Source organism: Streptomyces sp. NPDC048106 (genome assembly GCF_040706415.1).
GTDB lineage: Bacteria > Actinomycetota > Actinomycetes > Streptomycetales > Streptomycetaceae > Streptomyces.
The window spans coordinates 18,852-40,229 of record NZ_JBEZND010000028.1; the positions used below are offsets into that span (position 1 = coordinate 18,852).

22 protein-coding genes are annotated in these 21,378 nt (G+C 71.6%); 13 read left to right on the forward strand and 9 right to left on the reverse strand.

All coding sequences use genetic code 11. From position 1 onward, the window contains the following. Nucleotides 1-2: 2 nt before the first annotated feature. On the reverse strand, nt 3-2,234 hold the full coding sequence (locus tag AB0927_RS25920; protein WP_366670107.1) for a transcriptional regulator: 2,232 nt from the start codon (nt 2,232-2,234) through the stop codon (nt 3-5). 267 nt (nt 2,235-2,501) lie between these two features. Between AB0927_RS25920 and AB0927_RS25925 the strand changes: the two genes are divergently transcribed. The 3 genes from AB0927_RS25925 (at nt 2,502) to AB0927_RS25935 (ending at nt 4,838) form a co-directional block, all read left to right on the forward strand. After that, nucleotides 2,502-2,903: a DUF4357 domain-containing protein gene (locus tag AB0927_RS25925; RefSeq protein ID WP_366670108.1), complete on the forward strand. Its 402-nt coding sequence runs from the start codon at nt 2,502-2,504 to the stop codon at nt 2,901-2,903. A 95-nt stretch (nt 2,904-2,998) separates the two neighbouring features. Beyond that, nucleotides 2,999-3,610: a zeta toxin family protein gene (locus AB0927_RS25930; protein ID WP_366670109.1), complete on the forward strand. Its 612-nt coding sequence runs from the start codon at nt 2,999-3,001 to the stop codon at nt 3,608-3,610. Between the two features lie 199 nt (nt 3,611-3,809). Then, nucleotides 3,810-4,838, forward strand: a complete 1,029-nt coding sequence (locus AB0927_RS25935; protein WP_366670110.1) for a hypothetical protein — start codon at nt 3,810-3,812, stop codon at nt 4,836-4,838. Here the strand turns inward: AB0927_RS25935 and AB0927_RS25940 are convergent. The 3 genes from AB0927_RS25940 to AB0927_RS25950 form a co-directional block, all read right to left on the reverse strand. After that, the gene (locus AB0927_RS25940) at nt 4,826-6,262 is read right to left on the reverse strand and encodes an aldehyde dehydrogenase family protein (RefSeq protein WP_366670111.1); all 1,437 of its coding nucleotides are present in this window, start codon (nt 6,260-6,262) and stop codon (nt 4,826-4,828) included. The genes AB0927_RS25935 and AB0927_RS25940 overlap by 13 nt on opposite strands. Before the next feature lie 126 nt (nt 6,263-6,388). Then, complete coding sequence (locus AB0927_RS25945) at nt 6,389-7,231, reverse strand: NmrA family NAD(P)-binding protein (RefSeq protein ID WP_366670112.1); 843 nt, start codon at nt 7,229-7,231, stop codon at nt 6,389-6,391. Nucleotides 7,232-7,289: 58 nt separating this feature from the next. Further along, nucleotides 7,290-8,108, reverse strand: coding sequence for an SDR family NAD(P)-dependent oxidoreductase (locus AB0927_RS25950; RefSeq protein ID WP_366670113.1), 819 nt, complete (start codon nt 8,106-8,108; stop codon nt 7,290-7,292). Between the two features lie 70 nt (nt 8,109-8,178). Between AB0927_RS25950 and AB0927_RS25955 the strand changes: the two genes are divergently transcribed. Beyond that, nucleotides 8,179-8,661, forward strand: coding sequence for a MarR family winged helix-turn-helix transcriptional regulator (locus AB0927_RS25955; protein WP_366670114.1), 483 nt, complete (start codon nt 8,179-8,181; stop codon nt 8,659-8,661). Between the two features lie 191 nt (nt 8,662-8,852). Here AB0927_RS25955 and AB0927_RS25960 read toward each other — a convergent pair whose 3' ends face one another. The 3 genes from AB0927_RS25960 to AB0927_RS25970 are packed head-to-tail and all read right to left on the reverse strand — an operon-like array spanning nt 8,853 to nt 10,631. Further along, the gene (locus AB0927_RS25960) at nt 8,853-9,782 is read right to left on the reverse strand and encodes an NADP-dependent oxidoreductase (protein ID WP_366670115.1); all 930 of its coding nucleotides are present in this window, start codon (nt 9,780-9,782) and stop codon (nt 8,853-8,855) included. 53 nt (nt 9,783-9,835) lie between these two features. Then, a complete protein-coding gene (locus AB0927_RS25965; protein ID WP_366670116.1) occupies nt 9,836-10,051 on the reverse strand; it encodes a hypothetical protein in 216 nt (71 codons plus the stop codon). A 16-nt stretch (nt 10,052-10,067) separates the two neighbouring features. Then, nucleotides 10,068-10,631 carry an ATP-binding cassette domain-containing protein gene (locus tag AB0927_RS25970; protein WP_366670117.1) on the reverse strand — a complete coding sequence of 188 codons (564 nt, stop codon included), beginning with the start codon at nt 10,629-10,631 and terminating at the stop codon, nt 10,068-10,070. A gap of 114 nt (nt 10,632-10,745) precedes the next feature. On the opposite strand from AB0927_RS25970, the gene AB0927_RS25975 reads away from it, so the two are divergent. From AB0927_RS25975 to AB0927_RS25985, 3 genes are all read left to right on the forward strand, one after another. Beyond that, nucleotides 10,746-11,177, forward strand: coding sequence for a hypothetical protein (locus AB0927_RS25975; RefSeq protein ID WP_366670118.1), 432 nt, complete (start codon nt 10,746-10,748; stop codon nt 11,175-11,177). Nucleotides 11,178-11,212: 35 nt separating this feature from the next. After that, nucleotides 11,213-11,587: a hypothetical protein gene (locus AB0927_RS25980; RefSeq protein WP_366670119.1), complete on the forward strand. Its 375-nt coding sequence runs from the start codon at nt 11,213-11,215 to the stop codon at nt 11,585-11,587. Nucleotides 11,588-11,999: 412 nt separating this feature from the next. Beyond that, complete coding sequence (locus tag AB0927_RS25985; RefSeq protein ID WP_366670120.1) at nt 12,000-13,880, forward strand: hypothetical protein; 1,881 nt, start codon at nt 12,000-12,002, stop codon at nt 13,878-13,880. An 80-nt stretch (nt 13,881-13,960) separates the two neighbouring features. On the opposite strand, the gene AB0927_RS25990 is transcribed toward AB0927_RS25985, so the two are convergent. After that, a complete protein-coding gene (locus AB0927_RS25990; RefSeq protein ID WP_366670121.1) occupies nt 13,961-14,263 on the reverse strand; it encodes a hypothetical protein in 303 nt (100 codons plus the stop codon). A gap of 351 nt (nt 14,264-14,614) precedes the next feature. Here AB0927_RS25990 and AB0927_RS25995 point away from each other — a divergent pair, with 351 nt between their 5' ends. From AB0927_RS25995 to AB0927_RS26020, 6 genes are all read left to right on the forward strand, one after another. Beyond that, the gene (locus AB0927_RS25995) at nt 14,615-15,898 is read left to right on the forward strand and encodes a hypothetical protein (RefSeq protein WP_366670122.1); all 1,284 of its coding nucleotides are present in this window, start codon (nt 14,615-14,617) and stop codon (nt 15,896-15,898) included. Between the two features lie 123 nt (nt 15,899-16,021). Further along, nucleotides 16,022-16,237 (forward strand): hypothetical protein, encoded by a 216-nt coding sequence (locus AB0927_RS26000; protein WP_366670123.1) that lies wholly within the window; start codon nt 16,022-16,024, stop codon nt 16,235-16,237. Nucleotides 16,238-16,419: 182 nt separating this feature from the next. Then, a complete protein-coding gene (locus tag AB0927_RS26005) occupies nt 16,420-17,178 on the forward strand; it encodes an Abi family protein (protein WP_366670124.1) in 759 nt (252 codons plus the stop codon). A gap of 109 nt (nt 17,179-17,287) precedes the next feature. After that, nucleotides 17,288-18,028: a hypothetical protein gene (locus AB0927_RS26010; RefSeq protein ID WP_366670125.1), complete on the forward strand. Its 741-nt coding sequence runs from the start codon at nt 17,288-17,290 to the stop codon at nt 18,026-18,028. Between the two features lie 182 nt (nt 18,029-18,210). Further along, nucleotides 18,211-19,809, forward strand: coding sequence for a hypothetical protein (locus AB0927_RS26015; RefSeq protein ID WP_366670126.1), 1,599 nt, complete (start codon nt 18,211-18,213; stop codon nt 19,807-19,809). Nucleotides 19,810-20,048: 239 nt separating this feature from the next. Beyond that, nucleotides 20,049-21,098, forward strand: a complete 1,050-nt coding sequence (locus tag AB0927_RS26020) for a hypothetical protein (protein ID WP_366670127.1) — start codon at nt 20,049-20,051, stop codon at nt 21,096-21,098. 87 nt (nt 21,099-21,185) lie between these two features. Here the strand turns inward: AB0927_RS26020 and AB0927_RS26025 are convergent, their stop codons facing one another. Continuing rightward, nucleotides 21,186-21,341 carry a hypothetical protein gene (locus AB0927_RS26025; protein ID WP_366670128.1) on the reverse strand — a complete coding sequence of 52 codons (156 nt, stop codon included), beginning with the start codon at nt 21,339-21,341 and terminating at the stop codon, nt 21,186-21,188. Nucleotides 21,342-21,378 lie beyond the last annotated feature (37 nt).

A 21,378-nucleotide genomic window follows, 5' to 3' on the forward strand; every position in this document is an offset into this window, starting at 1 on the left:
TCCTACTCTCCGTTGTCGGCGTCGGTGACGGTGCCGTCCTTGATGTACCGGGCGAGGTTGAGCTCCGGCGCGTTGAACCGCTCGCGGACCTCCTCGCCCCACAGGACGGACTGGGTGCCCTCGTGCTTGACCAGGCCGGGGTTGATGCCGAGCTTGAATCCGCCGGGCAGCGGCTTGCCGTCGCGGTAGGGCAGAAAGTCCAGCGGCGAGGGGCCGTTCGAGGCGTAGACGACGCAGTCGGACAGGATCGCCACCGGGTACTGCCCGGTGAACGCCGCGTGCTTGACGATCTTGCGGTGCAGGTTCATCCGGGTGCGGGAGATGACCGCCGCGCGGATGTCCGGCCGCCAGGTCGGGCGGGACAGGGCCCGCCACGGCTCACCGGGCCGCCAGCCCTCGCCCCGGGGGCGCTCGCGCAGCTTGCCCAGGCCGCCCTTGACCGTGGCCTTGATCGCCGAGACGACGATCGCCAGCTCCGGGTCACGGTCCTTGTAGCCGTTCATCGCGGCGAGGAAGTCGGCCGGGGCGAGGTCGGCGTCGACGCCGAGGTCGGCCATCGTGGCGAGGTAGGCGTCGCGGAGCCGGTTGTACCAGCCGTCCAGGTACCGGCCGTTGTCGTACCGGACCCACGCCTCCAGCGGGCGCACCTCGTAGCCGAGCTCCACCGCGTAGGCGACGGTGGGCGTGGCGTACCAGGCCGGGCCGGTCGGGCGCTCGCCCTTCGGCGTGAACGGGGAGGGCAGCAGGCTGCCGTCCAGCTCCACCCACTCCTTGCCGACCTTCACACGGGACAGGTCGACGTGGGACAGGTCGACCAGCCACGAGCCGGGCAGCTTCGGATCGAACGCGGGGGCCTTGACGTGCGTCGCCTCGCCCAGGCCGACGATCAGACCGTTGGCGCCGGCGGCGAAGGCCATGTTGACGTCGATGCCGACGAGGTGGCGCAGAGTGCACTCCGCGTCGGTCATCGGCCGTGCCCAGTCGTACGCCTCCTCGAACAGCTTCTCCGCCGGGCCGCGCACGTGGAACCGGGGCAGGTCCTTGAGGACGGGGTGGCCGTCGGGGACCTCGCACGGCGGGAAGTCCATCGGGTCGATGGCGTCCTTGCCGAGCGAGCCGGGGTTGTGCTCGGAGTGCCGCTTGCCGTCGGCATCCGGCTCGGAAGCGCGGGTCGGCGGGTGCAGCGCCGTCATCAGCTCCAGGCCGGTCACGGCGGTCGAGCCGCGCGGCGTCATCACCCTCGAGGCGTACACGCCCAGGACGCGGGCGAGTTCGGCCGGCGGGAGCTGGGCGGCCTCGCCCCAGTGCCGGGTGTCCAGCGCGTTCCAGGAGGGGATGCACAGCTGCACGCAGGCCCGCTCCGAACCGGTGGCGGGGCGGTAGATCCGCGCCCACGGGCCGAAGCCGCGCTTGGTCAGCTTCCACTCCGCCCTGGCCAGCTGCTTGATGACCTTGTGGCCCTCGGGCAGGCGCCCGGAGAGGCGCTCCTCCTCCGTGAGCGTGACGGGCAGGCCGTACCGCTCCAGCGCGGACGGAGTGAGGACGATCAGCGGGTCGGCGTCCTTGCCGGGACCGGCGAGCTTTGGCTGACCAAGCTTGGCCTCGCGCAGCGTCCAGTCCACCAGGGTCGGGATGCTCTTGGCGTGCACGTCCAGGACCAGGCCGCCGGTGCAGTACGCCAGCACCGTGCCGTCCTCCTCGACATTGACGACAGCCAACGGGCCGTTCTCGAAGCGCGGGTCGGCGCCGCCCGCCGGGGTGCCGGCCGGGGCCGCCTTCCGTGCGCCGGGGCGACGCGACGCCGACGTGCTCCTGGCGGTGCGCGCCGGGCGGGGCGCGGCGGCCGGAGCAGCAGCAACGGGGGCCGGGGTGGCGGGGGTCTGGGTGTTCTCGGTTGCAGTCATGACCGCAGCCTCGGCCGCCGGGCCTGTGGACAGAGATCGGGCTTCCGCCGGGTCGGGGGCGCCGATGAATGCGGCGGGCGCTGGGGCCGGGTAGAGCTCCGCGAGCTGCTTGAGCAGCCGCGCGTACGCCTCACGCTCTGGGCCGCGCGGCTCGGTTGGCTTCGTGAGTGACTCCCAGCCGGACACCGTGGCCCGACGCACCCTCAGCGCGCCGGCGACGTCGTCCAGCGTGAGGCCGTGCGCGGTGCGCAGCCGCTTGCGCTCCGCCGCCGGCGGCAGCGGAGAGCGGGACGCGACCAGCGCGTCGACCGCGTCGAACAACTCGGACATGGAAGACCTCCTCTCTACATCCTATCCCATTAACCGTACAAACTACGGTATGACTAACGTACGTTTACCGTACGTTCCGCGTACGGGCCGGAATGGCGACGCCGAGGGGTTCGAGCCGCTCCGGCGTTGGAGGCCTCGGCGCCTCTTGGTCAGAACTTCTGCTGAACTGCTGAACTTCAGAGTTGACGCGAGTTGCTTATGCTGCTTAACTTCGAAGCGAAATTCAGCTAAACGAGGGTCCTTGGGCCACTGATGGCAGGAGACCGCATGGCCACGCTCAGCATCCACTTCGACCCCGCCGTCATCGCCCGGCTCACGAGCGCGAGCGGCGATGACACCATTCACGTCACCTTGTCCCTCGGCGGCGGATCCGACACCGAGGCCGCGGCGCCCGTCGTCCCCCACGGGCCGCTGGCCGCGCTGATGCAGGCCGGCCTGCTGGAGCCGGGCACGGTCCTCACCTTCCACCAGCGCCGCGCGAACCGGTCGGGCCGTGCTGTCGTCACCGCGGACGGCCAGCTCATCGTTGACGGCCACTCCTCTGCGTTCCCCTCCCCGTCGAAGGCGGCGGAAGCCGTCACGGGCAACGTCATCAACGGCTGGACCCTGTGGCACACGCCCGACGGATCCACCCTGGACCAGCTGCGCCAGAAGCTGGACACCGAGTAGCCGGCCCTGCGTTCCGGCCCCCGTGCGACGCGCGCGGGGGCCGGAACGGCGCACCGGATCGGACGGTAGAGCTCGAACGCGGCCGGGAGACGTTGGTGGAGAAGTACGGCGAGCTGTTCGCCGAGGTGGTCATGCCGAAGCTGACGGCGGGCGCGGTCCCCCAGGAGCACCCGGTGGCGGTGTTCGTGGCCGGGCAGGCCGGCAGCGGCAAGACGCTCGTGATGGACCTGGTGCACGCCGCCCTCGAACGGCGGGGCGGCGCGGTGCGGGTGGACCGGGACACCTATAAGACGGTCCACCCGCACTACGCCGCCTTCCTGGCGCAGGACGTGCGGACGGCCGGGGTGAGGGTGCGGCGGGTGACCTACCGGTGGCAGGCCGAGGTCGAAGCCCACGCCCACGGCCGCCGGTACGACGTGGTGGTGGAAGAAGCCCTGGCCGACCCGGCCGGGTGGCTGGCGCGGCTGGCCGCCTACCGTACGGCCAGCTACCGGATCGAGGTCGTGGCCCTGGCCGTACCGGAGGCTGTCTCGCAGCTGGGTGTGCTGGACCGCTACCTTCGCCTCGCCGAGGAGGGCCGGGCCCGGTACGTGGGGTGGGACAACCATGATGCCTGCGCGGCCGCGCTGCCCGCCGTTCTCACCGACCTCGAGGCCGGGCGCCTGGCCGACAAGGTCGTCGTCGTCCGGCTTCTGTGCACTGGATGAACGCATCGACTCACTCGTACCGCTCGCCGATAGAGCGCTCAGTGAGTCGACCATCCCGGTCGTAGGTTGACCCAATGGTTCACGGCGGCAGGTAGTGCCGCGATTGGCCGCGACAGGGCGGTTACCAGATGGTTGGGTCAGATGTCCCGGGATCCTCCATTCTGCGGACCTGCCGCTCCGGCGCTCGTACAGTCTCAGCGTGGTCATGCTGGCGCCGATGCACGCGGAGATCGTGCGTGTGCCGGTGAGCGACGAGCTTGCCTACTGGACAGTGCTGGCCGGGCCCACCCTGAGCGTGGTCGGCGATATCGACGACTATCTTCGTCACCTGCGGTTCGGCCGAGCCTGCAAGGAGTCGACGACCAAGACCTACGCCGGCCACCTGAAACGACTACACGTCTGGTGCGATGAACGCGGACTCTCCAGGAGTGACGCCGCCTTCCGGCTGGCGACGTACGTGATGCACCTGCGGACCACGCGCCGGGCGACCAGTGGCCGTGGGTTCGGACGTCTGCCGGAGGAGTCGGCGCTTGCACCGGCTCTAGCTGCGAACCACGGGTTCTACCTGCATCTGGCCGACCTCGGGCGCGTGGAGGCCGGGGTCATCGACGCGCTGTTCACGACGGTCCCGGCCCGGTCCGACGGCGGAACCGTCGCGGTCAGGCCGCGCATCCGCGTGGACTCGCGGCCGAGTCACGCCTCCGCGCGGCCGCCGGCCGCGACGCATGACGAGTTCGCTGGTGTTCTGGGGGCGGCGCAGACAACTCGGGACCGGTGCATGGTGGCCCTCATGGCCTGCTGCGCGCTGCGGGTGGGGCAGTTGGTGTCGCTGAAGCGTGAGGACATCCACTTCGTCCCGGTTGGCCGGACCGTTCCGGGGTGCTCCTACCTTCAGGGTCCGCACCTGCACCTGCGAAAGCGGGGCGGGCATCCGAAGGGCGCGGCCAACAAGAACCGCGGCACCGTCATCCTTCCGGTGCCCAGCCCAGTGGAGATGCTGTACGCCGACTGGCTGCGAGAGCGGATCGGCATCCGTCGAGCCGCCGACAGCCCGTGGGCTTTCGTGACCTTCCCCGGCCCTACCGGCGATCCGGGCGGCGAAGCGCTCAGCGCCCGCCGGGTACAGGACCTGCTGGCCGACCTGTCCGCACGGGCCGGCCGCATGTCGGTCGGGCGCAGTCGATGGCTGCGGTCAGTGCGGCTATGGTCGGTGTCCTACAGCGGGTAGTGCTGGTCGCGGTTGAGGGTGACGAGCTGCACGGTGGTGAACTCCTTGACGGAGTCGGTGCCGCCGAAGCGTCCGTAGCCGCTGTCCTTGACGCCGCCGTAGGGGGTCTGCGACTCGACGGCGAGGGTGGGGCCGTTGATGTGGACGTTGCCGGTGGCCCAGCGGGAGGTCAGTTCGAGGGCGCGGGTGACGTCCTTGGTGAAGATGGCGCCGGACAGTCCGTACTCGGTGTCGTTGGCGATCTCCAGCGCGTGCTCGGCGTCGCGGGCGCGTACGACCGCCGCGACCGGGCCGAAGGTCTCCTCGCGGTAGACGCGCATGGCGGGTGTGACGTGGTCGAGGACCGCCGGGCGCATGAAGGTGCCGGTGCGTTCGCCGCCGGTGAGCAGGGTGGCGCCCTTGGCGACGGCGTCCTCGACGAGGGCGGCGACGGCGGCGGCCTGTGGCTCGCCGATCAGGCAGGCCAGGTCGGTGCCGTCGTCCTTGCGCGGGTCTCCGACGCGCAGCGCGGCGGCGCGTTCGGCGAGGCGGCTCGCGAGTTCGTCGGCGATCGGCTCGTCGGCGACGATGCGCCCGGCCGTCATGCAGACCTGGCCCTGGTACATGAAGCTGCTGAAGACCGCGGCGTCGACCGCCGCGTCGAGGTCGGCGTCCCGGAGCACGATCAGCGAGTTCTTGCCGCCGAGTTCCAGCAGGACGGGCTTGAGGTGGCGGGCGGCGAGTTCGGCGACGATCCTGCCGACCTTCGTCGACCCTGTGAAGTTGACGTGGCGCACGGCCGGGTGCTCGACGAGGGCGCGGACGATGTCGGCGCCGTCGGCGGGGGCGTTGACGATCACGTTGGCGACGCCCTCGGGGAAGCCGGCCTCGGTGAGTACTTCGCCGAGGAGCAGGTGGCTGCCGGGGCTGAGTTCGGAGCCGCGCATGACGGCGGTGTTCCCGCACGCCAGCGGTACGGCGACCGAGCGGGTGGCGAGGGACATCGTGCCGTTCCAGGGGGCGATGCCGAGGGTGACGCCCATGGGGCGGCGGATGGCCATGTTGAAGACGCCGGGGCGATTGGAGGGGATGATGTCGCCGCCGATCTGGGTGGTCAGCGCGGCGGCCTCGCGCAGGTTGTTCACGCCCATGACGGTGTTGTGGTGCACCCATGCCTTGGTCGCGCCGACCTCGGCGGTCATCAGCCGCTGGAGGTCGGGTATGCGCTGTTCCAGCAGGTCGGCGGCGCGGTTGAGGAGCCGGCGGCGTTCAGCGGGCAGGGTCTGCGACCAGGCGGGAAAGGCCGCGGCGGCCCGGTCCACGACGGCGGTCGCCTCGGCGACGGTCGTGGCGGGGGAGGTGGTGGCGACGTTTCCCGTGAGCGGCTCGACGCGCTCGAAGGTGGCACGGGCGTCGACCGTGCGGGAGGTCTCGGTGGAGGTCATGGTGAGCTCCCTTTCTGTGGGGCAGGCGCGCCTGGCTCCAGGCGTGTGCTGGTTCGGGAACGGGCCTGTCGGCCCTTCGGGGTGGGCGGGGTGTCCCGGTCGGGGCGGCCCCGCCCGTCGTCCGGTTCAGCCCGTGCCGAGTTCGCGCCGCGCGTACTGGGCGAGAGTGGTGGGTTCGCGGCCGAGGAGCCAGCGCAGCACGTTGGGGTTGCCGAGGAGGCCGTAGCGGTCGTAGTGGGTGGCGAGCCGGATGAAGCCGTCCACCGTGTAGTCGGGGGCGTCCTTCGGGAGGGTGTCCCGGACGTCGACCTGCTCGGCGCGTACGTCCGTGCCGCCCGCCCCGGCCAGGACGCGCGCGACGTCGTAGCCGGTGAGGGGGTCGGCGGCGCACAGCTCGTAGGTCGCCCAGAGGTGTTTCGCGGGATCGGACAGGACGGTCGCGGCGACCTCGCCGACGTCGGCGAGGTCGACGAAGGACAGCGGCCGGTCCAGGGAGAAGGGCTGCCGGAAGACACCGGTGCGCAGGCAGTCGGCCACGTCCACGTTCTGCATGTAGTGCATGGGCTGGAGGATCGTGAACGGCAGCCGCGAGCCGAGCAGATGGCGTTCGACGGCGAGCTTCGACTGGTGGTTGAGCAGCGGCTCCAGCTGCGGGTGGGTCACCGACATGAGGACCACGTGCCCGACGCCGGCCCGCTTGGCGGCGTCGAGGACGTTCTGGCCCATGGTGATCTCGCGGGGGTCCATCGGGGGGCCGATGTGCACCAGGGCGTCGCAGCCCTCCAGCGCGGTGTCCAGTTGGTCGGGACGGGTCAGGTCCGCGACGGCTGCCTCGCTCGCCCCGTACGAGCGGGCCTCGTCGAGGCGCGGGGGGGAGTGCACCAGGGCGCGTACGTCGTGCCCCGCGGCGGCCAGTGCGCGCAGGACGTGGCGGCCGGTGGTGCCGGTGGCGGCGGTGATCGCGATCATGGGGTTGACTGCCTTCCGATGCGGGTGCGGTGTGGGAGCGTGGGGCGCCAGGGGCGCGTCACCGCCCCGGGGCGCGGTAGCGGTCGGCGATGTCGGCCCGGTTGCCGTCGGAGAGCAGCTCCCGTTCGGCGTCGGTGAAGCGGTCGACCGACCCGGTGTCGGCCAGTCCCGGGACGCAGACGGTCTCGCCCAGCTCGACGGCGGCGGCGGTCGCCGTCGCGACGTCCTGCGCGGACATGACGCCCGGCTGGTTCTCCTGGCTCTGGTTGCCGGACCACTCGGTGGCGACCCGGCCGGGGCAGACCACGGTGGCGGTCACGCCGGTGCCGGCCAGCTCGGCGGCCAGCGCGCGGGTGAACGCCACGGTGGCGGACTTCGCCGCGGCGTACATGGTGCGCGGCGGCAGCGTCATCGAGACGGCGTCCGTGTCCAGGGTCCGCTGTCCGGTGCTGAAGGCCAGCAGCGAGGCGATGGTCACGACGGCGCCCTCGCCCCTTTCCCGCAGGGAGGGCAGCACGGCGTGCGCCAAGGTGACCGGGGCGGTGGCGTTGAGCCGCCAGAGCTGGTCGATGTCGGCGGCGGACAGGTCGTGCAGCGGCTTGTAGCCGGACACGCCGGCGCAGGAGACGAGCAGCCGCACGTCGCCCCTCGCCGCGCGCCCGGCGACGTCGGCCAGGCCGTCGGGGGTGGCCAGGTCGGCGACGAGGATCTCGGTGCCGGCGCCGCTTCCGGCGGCCTGGGCGGCGACCTCCTGCAGGCGGTCGCGGCGCCGGGCGACCAGCACGAGGTCGTAGCCGCGGGCGGCGTAGGTGAGGGCGAGGGCGGCACCGATACCGCTGCTCGCGCCGGTGATGAGGGCAAGAGGACGATTCGTCATACGAAGAAGGTATCAAATTTTTGATAAGCATCAAAAAATATACGGCGGCCAACATCTGTAAGCTTGTCGCATGAGCAGTCGTCCCGCGCCCGGTGCGCCATCCCCGGCGGAGGAGATCTTCGGCCGGGTCGCCTGGGCACTGCGCCGCGCCGACCTGATGCTGCAAGCGGTCAAGGAACCCCCGCTGCGCGGCGTCGGCATGCCCGGCTCTCAGTACACGGTGCTGATCACCCTGCACGCGTCCCCCGGGCTGACCGGGGCGGAGCTGGCCCGCACCATCGGAAGCACCCCGCAGGCGGTGGCCCTTCCGCTGAGCAAGCTGACGGCGCGGGGACTGATTGAGCGCCGGGCGCATCCGCGGCACCGCAGCGTCCAGGAACTCCATTTGACCGACGCCGGCCGCGAGGAACTGGCGAAGGCCGAGGACGTCGTCATCGACCTGGAACGCCACATCCAGCGGTCCCTGGGCGACCAGCGGTACCTCCAGCTGCGCGAGCTCCTGGGACAGGTCATGGAGGAACTGCCCCACTGGACGCCCCCTCCGGCCTCCTGAAGCGGGCCTCACGGCACCGCCCGCCACCGTCAGGCGGCCGGGGAGAGTTCCCGGGGGAGTTCGCTCCCCCGGCCCGTGGACCTGGACCGGTCGGGCAACGCCTCGACGCGTTTCGGGCATGGTCGGTCTGCGGGTAACGGGTGGTGTCGCCGCCGCCTGCGTGCCAGTTGTCCGGGCCATCGGTGCCTGGTTCAGGGGATCAGTACGGTCTTGCCGAGCAGGGCGCCCCGCGCGGCCTCCTCGTGGACGTCCACGATGTGGGCGAGGGGGCGGCGGTCGGCGACGTTGATGCGCAGGTTTTCCGAGGCCACGCGGTCCAGGAGCTGGGTCAACTGCGCCGCGTCGCTGCGCACCGCCATCCGCACGACGCGCACGCCGCGGCCCGCCTCGGCTCCAGGTGGCGTGGTGCCGGTCACGAACGCGCCGTCGTCGGCGACCAGCTGGGCCAGGGCGGCGGCCTCCTCGGGAGTGGACGGTGCGAAGTGGAGCACCAGGTCGAACGGTCCGTTCGCGGCTTCCGCGACCGGGGCGGCGGTGTGGTCGAGGACGTGGTCGGCCCCGTAGTCGCGCACCCGGCCGGCGCTGCGCGGGCCGGCGCTCGCGGTGACCTCGGCGCCGGCCTGGTGCGCGAGCTGGACCGCGTAGCCGCCGACGGCTCCGCCGGCGCCGTTGACCAGGACGCGCTGCCCGGCCCTGAGTTCGCCGTGCTCGAACAGCGCCTGCCAGGCGGTAAGTCCGGTGGCGGGCAGCGCCGCCGCGTCGACCAGGTCGACGCTCTCGGGCACGGCGGCCAAGATCTCCGTCGGGGCGAGTGCGTACTCGGCGGCGGCACCCCCCGTGTTCAGCGGCAGGAACGCGGCCACCCGCGTGCCCTCGGCCAGGCCTGTCACGTCCGGGCCAGCTGCCGCGACGGTCCCGGCGAGGTCCACGCCGGTCGTGTAGGGCAGCTCGAGAGGGAGGAACTGGCGCATGGCTCCGGAGCGGAGCGCCGCGTCGGCGGGATTGAAGGAAGTGGCGGCGACCTTGACCAGCACCTGCATGGGGCCGGGCGTCGGGGTCGCGACCTCCTCCGCGGAGAGCACCGAACTGTCGCCGTACTTGTGGAAGCGGACTGCTTTCACGTTGTCCTCCTGCTCGTGAGTTTCTCGGCCCTGTGTGCGAAGGGCCGGTTGGTTCAGACGTCGGCCGGCGCGCGGTCGATGACGGTCATCTTCTCCTCGAGGGTGGCCTGGACCTCGTGGACCTCGCCGGTGACGCCGGCCGACTCCAGGGCCTCGCGGACGGTGCCGGGCGGGGTGTCGGCGAGGCGGACGCGGCGTCCGGTGAGGGTGACGGGCAGGCCGGCGCGGTCGAGCGCGGCGAAGGCGTCGGCCCAGTGCTCGGTGTCCACCTCGCAGGCGGTGGTGTCACCGACGATCTCGCGCTCGGTCCCGGCGGCCCACCGCCTTCCCCCGGGACATCAGGACGAGCCGGTCGCACTGCTGGGCTTCCTGCATGTAGTGGGTGGTGACGAGGACGCCGGTCCCCCGTTGCGCCTGGTCGTGGACCTCGTCCCACAGGCGGGCGCGGGCCAGGGGGTCGACGCCCGAGGTGGGCTCGTCCAGGACCAGCAGCTCGGGGCGGTGGGCGAGCGCGATGGCGAAGGCGAGCTGGCGCTGGAGGCCGAGGCCGATGTCGGAGACGAGTCGGTGCTCCAAGGCTGCCAGCCCCTGGCCCAGCCCGGCCGGTTCGGACCCGAAGGCGGCAGCGGCGAAGGAGGCGTTCTCGGCGACGGTGAGCGTCGCCCAGAGACCGAGGCCCTGGGGGACGTAGCCCAGGCGCCGCCGTGTGGTGCGGTCGGGCGCGCGGCCGAACGTGGCCACCGTCCCCCCGGTGGGCAGCGTCAGGCCGAGCAGCATGCGGATGACGGTCGTCTTGCCCGCGCCGTTGGCGCCGAGCAGGCCGACGATCTCGCCGGGGGCGACGTCCATGGAGACGGCGTCGACAGCGGTGAAACCGCCGTACCGCTTGGTGACGCGGTCCGCGCATCAAAGCATCGCCTCACAGATCACACACAGCCTGACCTAGGGCTATGGCCGCGCCCGGTGCGCAGAATACGCCGTGCCGGCGAAGTCCTGTACGCCAACGAGCTCACGCCCCAGGGCCACTGGCGCCACCCGGTCGGTGCACGCGAGGCACTGCTGGCTGAGCGGTTACGCCCCTGGAGCGCGGCGCAGACCGGCGTCTTCCGCCGCCAGCTCGCCGAAGCCGACCGGCGAGCGCACGATCCGCGGCTGCCCGAGGACTGGTCGCTGGCGGTGCGGCGCGACGCCGAACGCGCGGCTGCTCTCGCCGAGCCGCTGCGTCGCACCGCCCAGATGCGGCGGGAGGCAGAGTTGTTCGGGCACGAGCACCAACCTCTTCAAGGGAAGACGGCAAAAGGATCATTGTCGGCCGCGGCCGGTTTCGCGTCCACTTTCGGCGGCTATCGGTCCGCGCTGACCAGAGTGCCTGCTACGGCAGGCCGTGCGCCGTAGGTTGGGGCCGAGACGATCATCACCCTGGGGGATCCATGGCCGACCTGCGCGCGCTGTTCAGCTCCAACAACCCGGCCTTCGACGCCGCGGAGGCATTCACCGACCGGCAGCACCAGTGGGCCCTGGTCGCCGCTGCGCTGGAGGAGCACCTGAGCCGCACCGCCGCCCCCGGCTTCGACGTGGAGGACCTCGAAACGCCCCGCACCAACCTGATCGTCTTTCACGGCGTCGGCGGCGTCGGCGGCGTCGGCAAGTCCACCCTGCTCCGCAAGATCGAAGCCGCACTGAGCGCCGCCGAACACCGCCCCGACCAGTGGGGCGCGCCCACCTGGACGCAGCGGCTCCTGCCCATCCGGATCGACCTGGCCCGCTCCGCGTCGACCGGCTCGGACTTCGAACGGTCATCCTGACCATCCGCCTCGCTCTCGCCGGAGCGCTGGGCCGCACACTGCCTTCCTTCGACGTCGCGCTGCGCCACTACTGGGAGCACGTCCACCCCGGAGAACCGCTGGACGAGTACGTGCGGCGCACCGGGCTGGCGGGCCGCTTCGCGAAGATGCTGCCCCAGCAGTTGCAGGCCGGAGTCGGCGAGGTCGCCGCCGCCCTGCAACTGCCCGGGCTGGTCGGCTCCGCCGCCGGACAGCTCACCTCCGCGCTCGTCCAGGCGCTGCGCGAGCGTCAGAACGCGCCCAGGCCCTGGCCGGCGCCGCACGGACCGCGGCACTGCTGGAAGCAACCCCCGACCTGGAGGCGCTGTCCTACTACCCGCACCTGCTGGCCTGGGATCTCAGCCGCCTGCCCGCGAAGAAGCGGCTCACGCCGGTGGTCCTGCTGGACACCTTCGAGGACACCGGCGACCGCCACCGCGACTTCGAGCGGCTGCTGCAGCGCCTGGTCTGGCTCATGCCGAACGTCTTCTTCGTCATCGGCGGCCGCAGCCGGCTGCCGTGGGCCGATGCGGCGCTGCACGGCCAGCTCGACTGGACCGGCCCCGCGGCCTGGCCCGGCCTGGCCCTGCCCTCGGCCGCGGTACCGCAGCCGAGGGCGGCCGCGCACGCCGGCCGCCAGCACCTGATCGGTGACCTGTCTCCCGAGGACTGCGACGACCACCTCGCCCGCCGCCTCACCCTCGACGGGCAGCCCCTCATCGGCGCCGACATCCGCGCCGCGATCACCGCCCGCTCGCACGGCCTGCCCCTCCACCTCGACCTCGCCGTCAGCCGCTTCCTCGAGATCCGCCGCACCGGCCGCACCCCCACCCCGGCCGACTTCGACTGCACCTTCCCCGCCCTCCTCGCCCGCACCCTCTCCGACCTCACCCCCGACGAACGCCACCTGCTGCGCAGCGTCGCCCTGCTGGACGCCTTCGACCTGGACCTGGCCACCCGCGCCGCCGGCCTCACCCAGCAAGCCCCGGCCCGGCGCCTGACCGAGCGGCCGCTGATCACCGAGAACCCGTACGCGCTATGGCCCTACCACCTGCACCGCGCGATCCGCAGCGCCGTACGCGACGACGACCACAGCGACGACCGCTGGACACCCGCCGACTGGCACCAGGCCGCCACTCGTGCCCTGGCCGCCCTCGGCGACCAGTGGACGAGCGCCGCCGCCCTCGCCCCCAGCCGCATGCTGCTGGTGGCGTGCCTGCGCCAGGGCCTGCGCCTGGCCCGCGACCATCGCCTGACCGGGCTGGGCTGGCTCATCGAGGCCGCCTTCGCCTACACCGACGACTCCGTCTGGGAACCCCTCACCCTGCCCACCACCGAGGCCCCGGACACCCCGGCCGACGCCGTGGCCGAGCTCCTCACCGCCATCGCCCGCCGCCAGCGCGAGCACCGCCAGCGCACCGCCGACCGCCTCACCGCCGTCCTGGACACCGGCCTGCTCCCTGCCGAGCTGACCGAGATGGCCCTGTACTACCGGGCCAAGGCCCACAAGGACCTCAGCCAGAACGACGCCGCCCGCACCGGCATGCAGCAGGTCGCCGACATAGGCGGCCGCCTCGCCCCCAAGGCCCGCCGCGGCCTGGCCAACCTGGCCCGCCTCGCCGGTGACTTCCCCACCGCCCTGGCCGCCGTCCCCACCCTGGGCTGGAAAGGCCGCCACTACCGGGTCCTCGGCGACATCCGCTGGTCCCACGCCGATACCGCTGCCGCCGTCACCGCCTTCGAAACCGGCCGCGCCGAGGCCGAGCAGCACGGTGCCGTCGGCGAACGCGCGATGATGCAGGTCCGCCTCGCCCTGGCCGTCTCCTTCGCCGACCCCGACCGGGCCGACGACGAACTCGCGCTCGCAGACCAGCTCCTCGACGGCCTCGACCAGCGCTCCAACACCCTCCTCGCCCAGGTCGTCGCCCTGATCAAGGACGCCGGAACCGGCGGCGTCACCCACCGCGCCCAAAGCCTGCACGCCGACATCGAGGCCGCCGGCCTCCCCTTCCTGCACCGGTTCGTGGAGCTTGCCCTCGCCTTCCACCACGCGGTCCGCGGCGAGGACCAGGAGCTGGCCGCCGTCATCGGCCGGCTGCGCACACTCACCGCCACCGGCGACTTCGCCTACTTCACCGACATCGCCCACTTCATGGCCGCCCTGCCCCTGCCCGAGCCCTCCACCATCCGCTGGACCACGAGCGAAGACCATGTCCGCTCCGCGTGGCGCGGCCTGGTCCAGGCCCGGCAGGAACACCTGCTCGGCGACAACTGACACGAACGCGCGGCGGCCCCGACCAGAGGTATCCGGTCGGGGCCGCCGCACGCACGGGCAGGGCGCTGAACGTGTAGAAGTCAGCCTGCGTCGGGACGCCGGCCCACCAGCTGGGTGAGCAGCTCGACGATCTGCGCCTGATTGCGGTCGATCTTCTCGGCCAGCCCGCGGACCGCGCCGGCGAGCTCGTCCACCTTCCCATCGAGGTTGCCGACCTTCTGGTCAAGGTTGCCGACCTGGAGACGCACGGCGGTCAGGTCGCTCTTGACGATGCCGAATTCCCGATCAGTACGCTCCGAGACCTCCTCGAAACGGCGCGTCAGCGCGGCAATCTCGCCCTGTGCGATGGGGTCCTCGGGCACGCGGGTCTCCTGCCAGATCATCGGATGGCCGTCAGTGGCCCTCCACGATATCGCGGGCTCCGCCCCTCCATGCCGACCAGTCACGGGCCTCCCGGCTCCAGCTCCGTGAGTCTGTCAGCGGCGCTGAATGCGCTGCAGGTCCTCCAGCAGCACTTCACCCTGCCGCAGACAGGATGGTGCGGGCGACGTCGGTGTCGGTTCGTCGGCGCAGGGTCGGCGGGTGGGAGGCAGCAGCCTCCAGCATGCGGCTGGTTTCGGCCTGAGCAACCGGTGCCCTCAGGCCAGATGACCCGATCTTCCGGCGGTGGAAGCCCCGCACGAGGCAGCATACGTAGCGAATTCGCACGACTACTGAACGCGACGAAATGGGGGATGATGGCCCGCCAGCCGAACCCGGATCTCACCACCACCCTGACGATGCTCCACACCACCGTCATGCACACGGATCAGAGCATCCGGGGCGCGCTCGACAAAAGTGTCGAGAAGCTGGAGTCGGCCGGCCAGGCCGCGCAGGAGAAGACGACCAAGGAGGTCGTCGACGAGCTCGGCCGGATGCGCACGGACTTCCGCGACGTCCGCAACAAGCTGAACACCAGCGGTGAATCGCTCAACAGCGCCGTCCGCGACGTGGTCGCCCAACTGCGCGCCGAATTGCGGGAAGTCCGCATCGCGCTCGCGGACCTCACCCCACCCGCACCGGCGCCGCACCTTGCCGCTCTGCCTGCCCCCGCCCCGGCCGTCCACGAAGCAGCCGGCGCCGACGGTGAGCGCACCGACCCTGCTGCCGCACCGGTCGCCACCGTCACTGAACCCGACGAGCTCCCGGTTGCTTCGCCCCCCGCCTCGATCCCGGCGCAGCGCTCCACCGATCAGAACCCCTCACCCGGTACAGCGCTGCAGGAAGACGCGGTCCGCCAGGCCGTCCGTGAGGTTTTCGCCGAAGAGCTCGCCCCCGTGCTCGCCGCACTGAACGCTGCGGACAACAGCAACAGCGCGACGGGCGGCCGGCATGACGTCACCAACCGGGTGCTCGAAGCAGCCGCGGAAGTCAGGCAGGAGGTCAGCTCCGCCGTGGAGGAGGCCCGATCCGAGCTTGCCGTGATGCAGCGGGAGATCGCGGGACTGCGTGCCGCCGTGAAGGAACTGCACCCCCGGCCGGACACCACAACCGAGACAGCCGAGGTGAGCCCGGAGCACAGCGTCCTGCTCAAGACGGCGGCCCGCGTCTCCTCCGCCAGCCTGCTGTGCCATCGCGATATCTGGGAGTTCATCACCGCCCACGCCGGACAGCACCCGCACTTCCGAGTGCCGCCGCGGGTCGCCGACGAGAAAGACGAGCGGATCCGCGCCGCACTGTCCGGCCGCTCCCTGATCGCCCTGCTGATCAGCCTGCACTCCATCAAGCACACCGCCAGCGACGGTGACGGCGACCAGGAACTCGCCGCCACTCTCTATGAGCGGATCGAGGAAAGCCTGACCGGCCTCTCCACCGGCGGTGAGCCGGTCACCATCACCCTCGACGACCGCACAGCCTCCGCCCCGGATGACGAGAGCCACGCCGAGGGCGACGGCGAGCCCGAAGACACCGGCACCCCACCGGCCTCCACGGAGCACGACCCGGAACCCGGCGACGAGGCCGGCCCCACCGCCGGGTGAAGCGTCGACACAGCCGGACCGCCCGCCACAACTGCTCCCCTCACGCCGTGGTCCACGGCTCAGCAGGCTGCGCGCCGGCCTGGTGGACTGGCACACCCGTCTTGACGACGCCTGAAGGAGAACATGATGAGACTCGTCCGGCTGGCTGCGATCAGTGCGCTCACCATCCTGATGGCGGTGTTCACACCGCACGTCCTGCGCACCGAATCGACGTGGCAGGCCGCGGCCTGGCTGGTCGTGCTCGCCGCCGCGCTCAGCGGCATCGCCGCGTTCATCCGCGCGGAGCTGCTGCTCCGCCACCTGGAGCGACAGTCTGACAGCGACGTTCCCGGAACCTGACCGGCACGACCAGACACCCGAACCGGCGCCCATGCAAGGCTCACGGTTGACGCCTGGCGGGCGCAGCAGCAAAGCAGAAGGCCCTCACCAACTGGTGAGGGCCTTCCAAGGTCTGACCCCGGTCGCATGACGTAAGCCAGAGGCTGAACCGGGGAATCTGCCGACCATGATACATCAGGGGGGTGCAGATACAACCGACGGCGGAGCAGCTCAAGCTCCTGGAACCGCTAATTTCCCGGCCCCGCCTGGCTCCCTTCTTTGCCGCCACGGCCACGCCGCCGGCGGCGATGGAGCTGTACCTGTGGAACGCACGTCTGTCGGCCGCCTTCGGCGAGGTGATCGCCCTTGCCGAGGTCATCCTGCGCAACGCCATGGCGGAGCAACTCGCCGCCGCGTACGGGGCCACCTGGTACGCGCGTGCCGAGCTGTTCGACGACCGCACCATGAGCGGCTTCAGGACCACGTGGCGCAACATCACCATGCCCGCCGACCCGGCGACCGGGAAACCGGCACAGAAGACGCTCCAGGCGGTCCCGGCCGGGAAGATCGTCGCGGAGTCCACCTTCGGCTGCTGGGTGAACCTACTCGACAAGGGCGGCACCCGCGGCGACGGCCCGTACCGCAAGAACGTCGACTACGACTCCACCCTGTGGCGCAAGGCACTCCACAAGGCGTTCCCGAACAGCGGCGGCAAGCGGACCACCGTGTTCACCACCGCCAGCCACGTCCGCTCCCTGCGTAACCGCGCCGCCCACCACGAACCGCTGATCGACGGCGTTCCCCTCCCGGGCCAGACCGACCGCCGCGGCCGGGCCCGCCGGCTCACCCTGCCCGACGCTCACACCGAAGTCCTGCGCCTGGTCGAGTACATCGACAAGGACGTCGCCACCTGGCTCGGCCAGACCAGCCGCGTCCCCGAGCTGCTGCGCACCCGGCCCTGACCCGCGTCCGGGTTGGGCGCGCAAGCGGAGCCGGTCGGGTGGCGCGGTCGTGTCTGCGGCTGCGGGGTGCTCGTTGTCCGGCGGGGGCCGACGAGCAAGGGAGACCGCGATGGGGCGGATCAAGAAGAAGCGCGTGGAGCGTGACGCGCGCCGCCAGCCTGGGGCCCAGGCGCAGGCGGCGCCGCCGTTCCCGCAGGCGGAAGTCGAGCGGGTCATGCGACTGTGGGACCGGGCGATCGACACCGGGTTGATGGCCAGCGGCGCAGATGTGAAGTACCACTTCACCCCGGACGGCAAGGTGCTCTCCGTCGCGGTCGGCAGGAGCGGGCAGGTGCTGGCCAACGGCGAACGGCTTACGCCGTCGGTGGCTGAACGGCTGCGGGAGGAGATGCCGCTGCTGGCGGGGATGGTCACCTTCTACGAGAACAACCAGCTCGCCGGCCGCGGCCTGGACGGTGCGCCCCAGGACGGTGTGATGCCCTTGCTTCCGCCTGCTGGCCCCGACCCGATGCCGGCGGTGGATCAGGAAGCCTTGGCCGCGGCTCAGGCCGCCACCGCGGTGCTGGTACACCAGGGCAAGGTCGCCGAGCCGGTGGGCGCGATGGTGATCCCCGCCCAGAGGGGCGGCGTGCTGTTCGCCGTCGGAGGCCTCGACGGGGAGCTATACGTCAACGGGCGGGCGCTCACCCGGCAATGGGCCGACACTTTGCGGTCCGAGGTGCCAGAACTCGCCTCGGACCTCGACCGGCTCCAGGCCATGCGCGCGGAGTGGCTGGACGCGCCCTCGCAGGACCGCACACTGGCGCTGGTCGGCAGCTGCACCGACCCGAACTGTCACACCCCCCACTGAACGAAGGCGCAGGCGCTGGCCGGGCAACGCATGCGACGGCCTCTCATTCCGAAGCAGGGCGAGTTCACCAGCTTTCTCCCCCCGGCGCCGCTTACGGTGGCCTGGCCGCCTGCGCACACGCCCGGCACGACGGGAAGCGGCGGCATGCATGCATGCAGATATGGCACGGGAGGAAGACCGGGATGACGCAGGCCGCGGTGAGCGAGCTGGACGAGCGGGTGCCGGGACGCCGCTGGACAGTGCGTCTGGACGCCGCCAGCCGGGGCAGTGCGGCCGTGCGCATCTCGTGCAGCCGTCCGGCCTGTGCCGATCAGCGCCTGCCGTCCGCGGCCGCCGGCCGCGCAGCCGCCATCGCCCACCTCAAGGCCCACCTGCGCGCCGCCCCCGCCCCCAGGGCCGGGGCGTACTGCGCATGCAAGCTGGAAGGCTGCCACCCCCACATCCCCGACACCGGCCGGCACACGCGTGCCGAACCCTGGCGGTGCGGCGGCCCGGTCGTCCTGGCCGTGATGACGGACCGGGAAGGACGCTGGTGGCAAGCCATGGAATGCTGCTCGAGGTGCGCGGCCGCCACCCCCGGCGCCAAGACCGCAGCCACCTCCCAGCCGCTCAGCCCGCAGACCACCAGCCGCCAGGCCCCCACAGCGAAGGGCACCGGCACGAGAGGGCCGCAGTTCTCCGACCACCAGGCCGCCTCCGGGACAGCAGTGCCGGCTCCCCGCTCCGCACCCGCACGGCGCCCCTCGCAGCAGGCGAAAATCGCCCAGCGGGTCATCCCCCACAATCTGCGACCCACCGCGCTGCGGGACGAACTCGTCGAACTCGGTGACCACTTCCGCGCCTACCAGCAGCGAACCGAACCCGACCTGGCGCTGCTCGCCGACCTCCACGAGCGAAAAGCCCGCGCCTTCATCGCCTGGGCCGACGCCAGCGGCATCCTCAGCCTGCGGGTAGAGGCCGTGCGTGCCAAACAGGCCGCCGCTGCCGCCCGCTTCCAGCACGATCAGCGCACGGGCGGGGCCTCCAGCGGCCCCGGGCAAGCCGGTACCGGACCAGCCGGCAGTGAGTCCATCAGCAGCACGGAGGCCGCTGACAGTGGGCCGGCCGTGGACCGACTGCTGACCGTGCGAACGCAGTGGGACCACGCGCGCTCTGTCCTCGCGCACGTGGCCGACCACAGCCCGCTGCCCGGCCCGGAGGCACGGCTGCTGGTACTGATGCTGACCCTGCGCACCGCGCACAAGGGCACCGGCAACCTTGTCGGCCAGGACATCACCGCGCTGGGCCTGACCGACCCGGAGGACCTGGTCGAGAAGCTGACCGGCTGCGGCTGGCTCAGCCTGCCCGGCACCGCCAGCGACCTGCTCGCCTCCCGGCCGGAGAACCCCACCCCGATTACCGTCCCCTCCCTGGTGCCCCACGAGGACAAGGCAGGCCCGTTCACGTTCGGCAAGAAGATGCGGCCCAAGCTCTCCGGCTGGGCCCAGAAGGTTATCTCGGACAAGAAACTCCGCAAGGCCAAGGCCACCGCCGGCACCCGGCTGCTCGCCCTTACGCTGGCCACCCAGACCGACGCCTCGGGACGCCTCGGGCCCGGCGGCCAGGGCATCGCCCTGCCCGCTCTCACCACCTGCGTTCCGGTCGAGACCGGTGAGCTGCAGCACCTGGCCGACCAGCTGACCGCAGCGGACTGGCTCACCGACGCCGTCCTCACCGATGACCACCTCACCGGGCAGCTGACCGAACGCGTGCTCCCGCTCACCTGTCCCCTCCAGGCTTGACGTACAGGACCCGTCCGAGTGAACCGGTGACGGTGTCGCCCGTCCCCGGCCGTGGTCGTGCTGGATGCTGGTCGCAACTGGCCCGAGGCGGGCCACGTTCCGACCGCCGCCCGATCCGGCGTACCGGAACGCAAGGAGCGTGGCATTGCACTGGCCTGCACCACCGTGATCACCCAGCAGCTCGTCAGTGTTTGTAGGCGTGCCGGGATCGGGCCGAGGCGCGTCAGGAAGGCACTGTCGTGAGCGACCGCTCCTCGTGGGGGTCCCGCAAGCTCCGCTACTGGGCCGAGTGCAGTGGGCAATCCCGCCGCGCCGGCCTTCGAACCAGCCAGCCGGCGCCCGCGGCCTCGCCGGCGCAGGCGCGGCTGGAGAGCCGCGTCCTCGAGCAGCTGGGCATCTCCCCGAGTCTGTGCGCGCACCCCTTCGGCATCGCCTCACTGACCAGCGCCAGCACGTCCCTCACCCTGCACCTTGACGCCTACATGGGCCAAGAGCGGTACTCCTTCCCCGAGCACTGTCTGAGTCGTCTGCTGCCTGCGACTCCCTCACCGGGCAGCGGGGGCGATGTGCCTGGCATCCCTGGCCTGCGGGTGAGCGGCATCGAGGCCGGCGGCCGACAGCTGCACCTGCACACGGTGAAAGACCCTGGGCAAGCGGCAAAGCTCGTGCTTGTTCTGCCCCGCGGGCTGGCAGAGGGCTGGGCCGACATCGAACGCCGACACCGGCACTGGTACGAAGACAACGGGCTGCGACCGTTGTGGACGACCCCGCACCTCGATGCCGTGGAATCCGACTACCTCAACGCCTACCCCCTGACTGAACGCTCGCGAGCCAGGCGGGCCGCGGTGGGCAGCGCTCTGCTCCGGCGTATCGCGCTCTTCCACACCGTCACCGCCTTCTACCGGGTCCAGTGCTGGGACGACGGTGACAGCTGGAAGATCGACGCCCGCACCGCCCACCCTCGGGCCCTGTGGCATGACCAGCTCCTGCAGCGGCTGTGCCACCCTCGATGGGGCCTGCCCGTGCACGTGGCCCACCGGTTCTGCCACTGCGCCGAACCGGACGCCCCCTATCAGTGGGGCCACACCTGCGCCTTCTACTTCGGCAGCCATGACGAAGACGACTGCATCTATCTCCGCGTCCACGCCAGCCCTGAAGGACGCGACTACGACCGGCAGATCGAGACCCTGCGTCAGGTGGGAGCAGCGCAGGACTGGATGGCCCGAGCTTTTCCACGCCGCGCTGTCCAGCACCACGACCAGCACCATCAAGAGGAACAACTGCGGTAGCGGCACGTCGCTCACCCACCGAGAGGCGGCTCATGCCCGGACCGGACCTGCCGCCGTCGGGGGATCCCATGACCGTGGAAGCGTTGCTCAGCCGGTGGCCCACCGGCGCGCAGAAGGGTGGAACTCCTTCACGGCGTGCTCGTCTTCGTCGGCGACTTCGACGAACGTGACCTGGAGACGGCGAGGCGTACCTATCCGGGCCGTCGTCCGGTGCTGAATGCCGACGGCGGCCTGCAGGTGCATCCGGCCGGAGTGTGTGATCCGACGCCTCTCTCCTGCA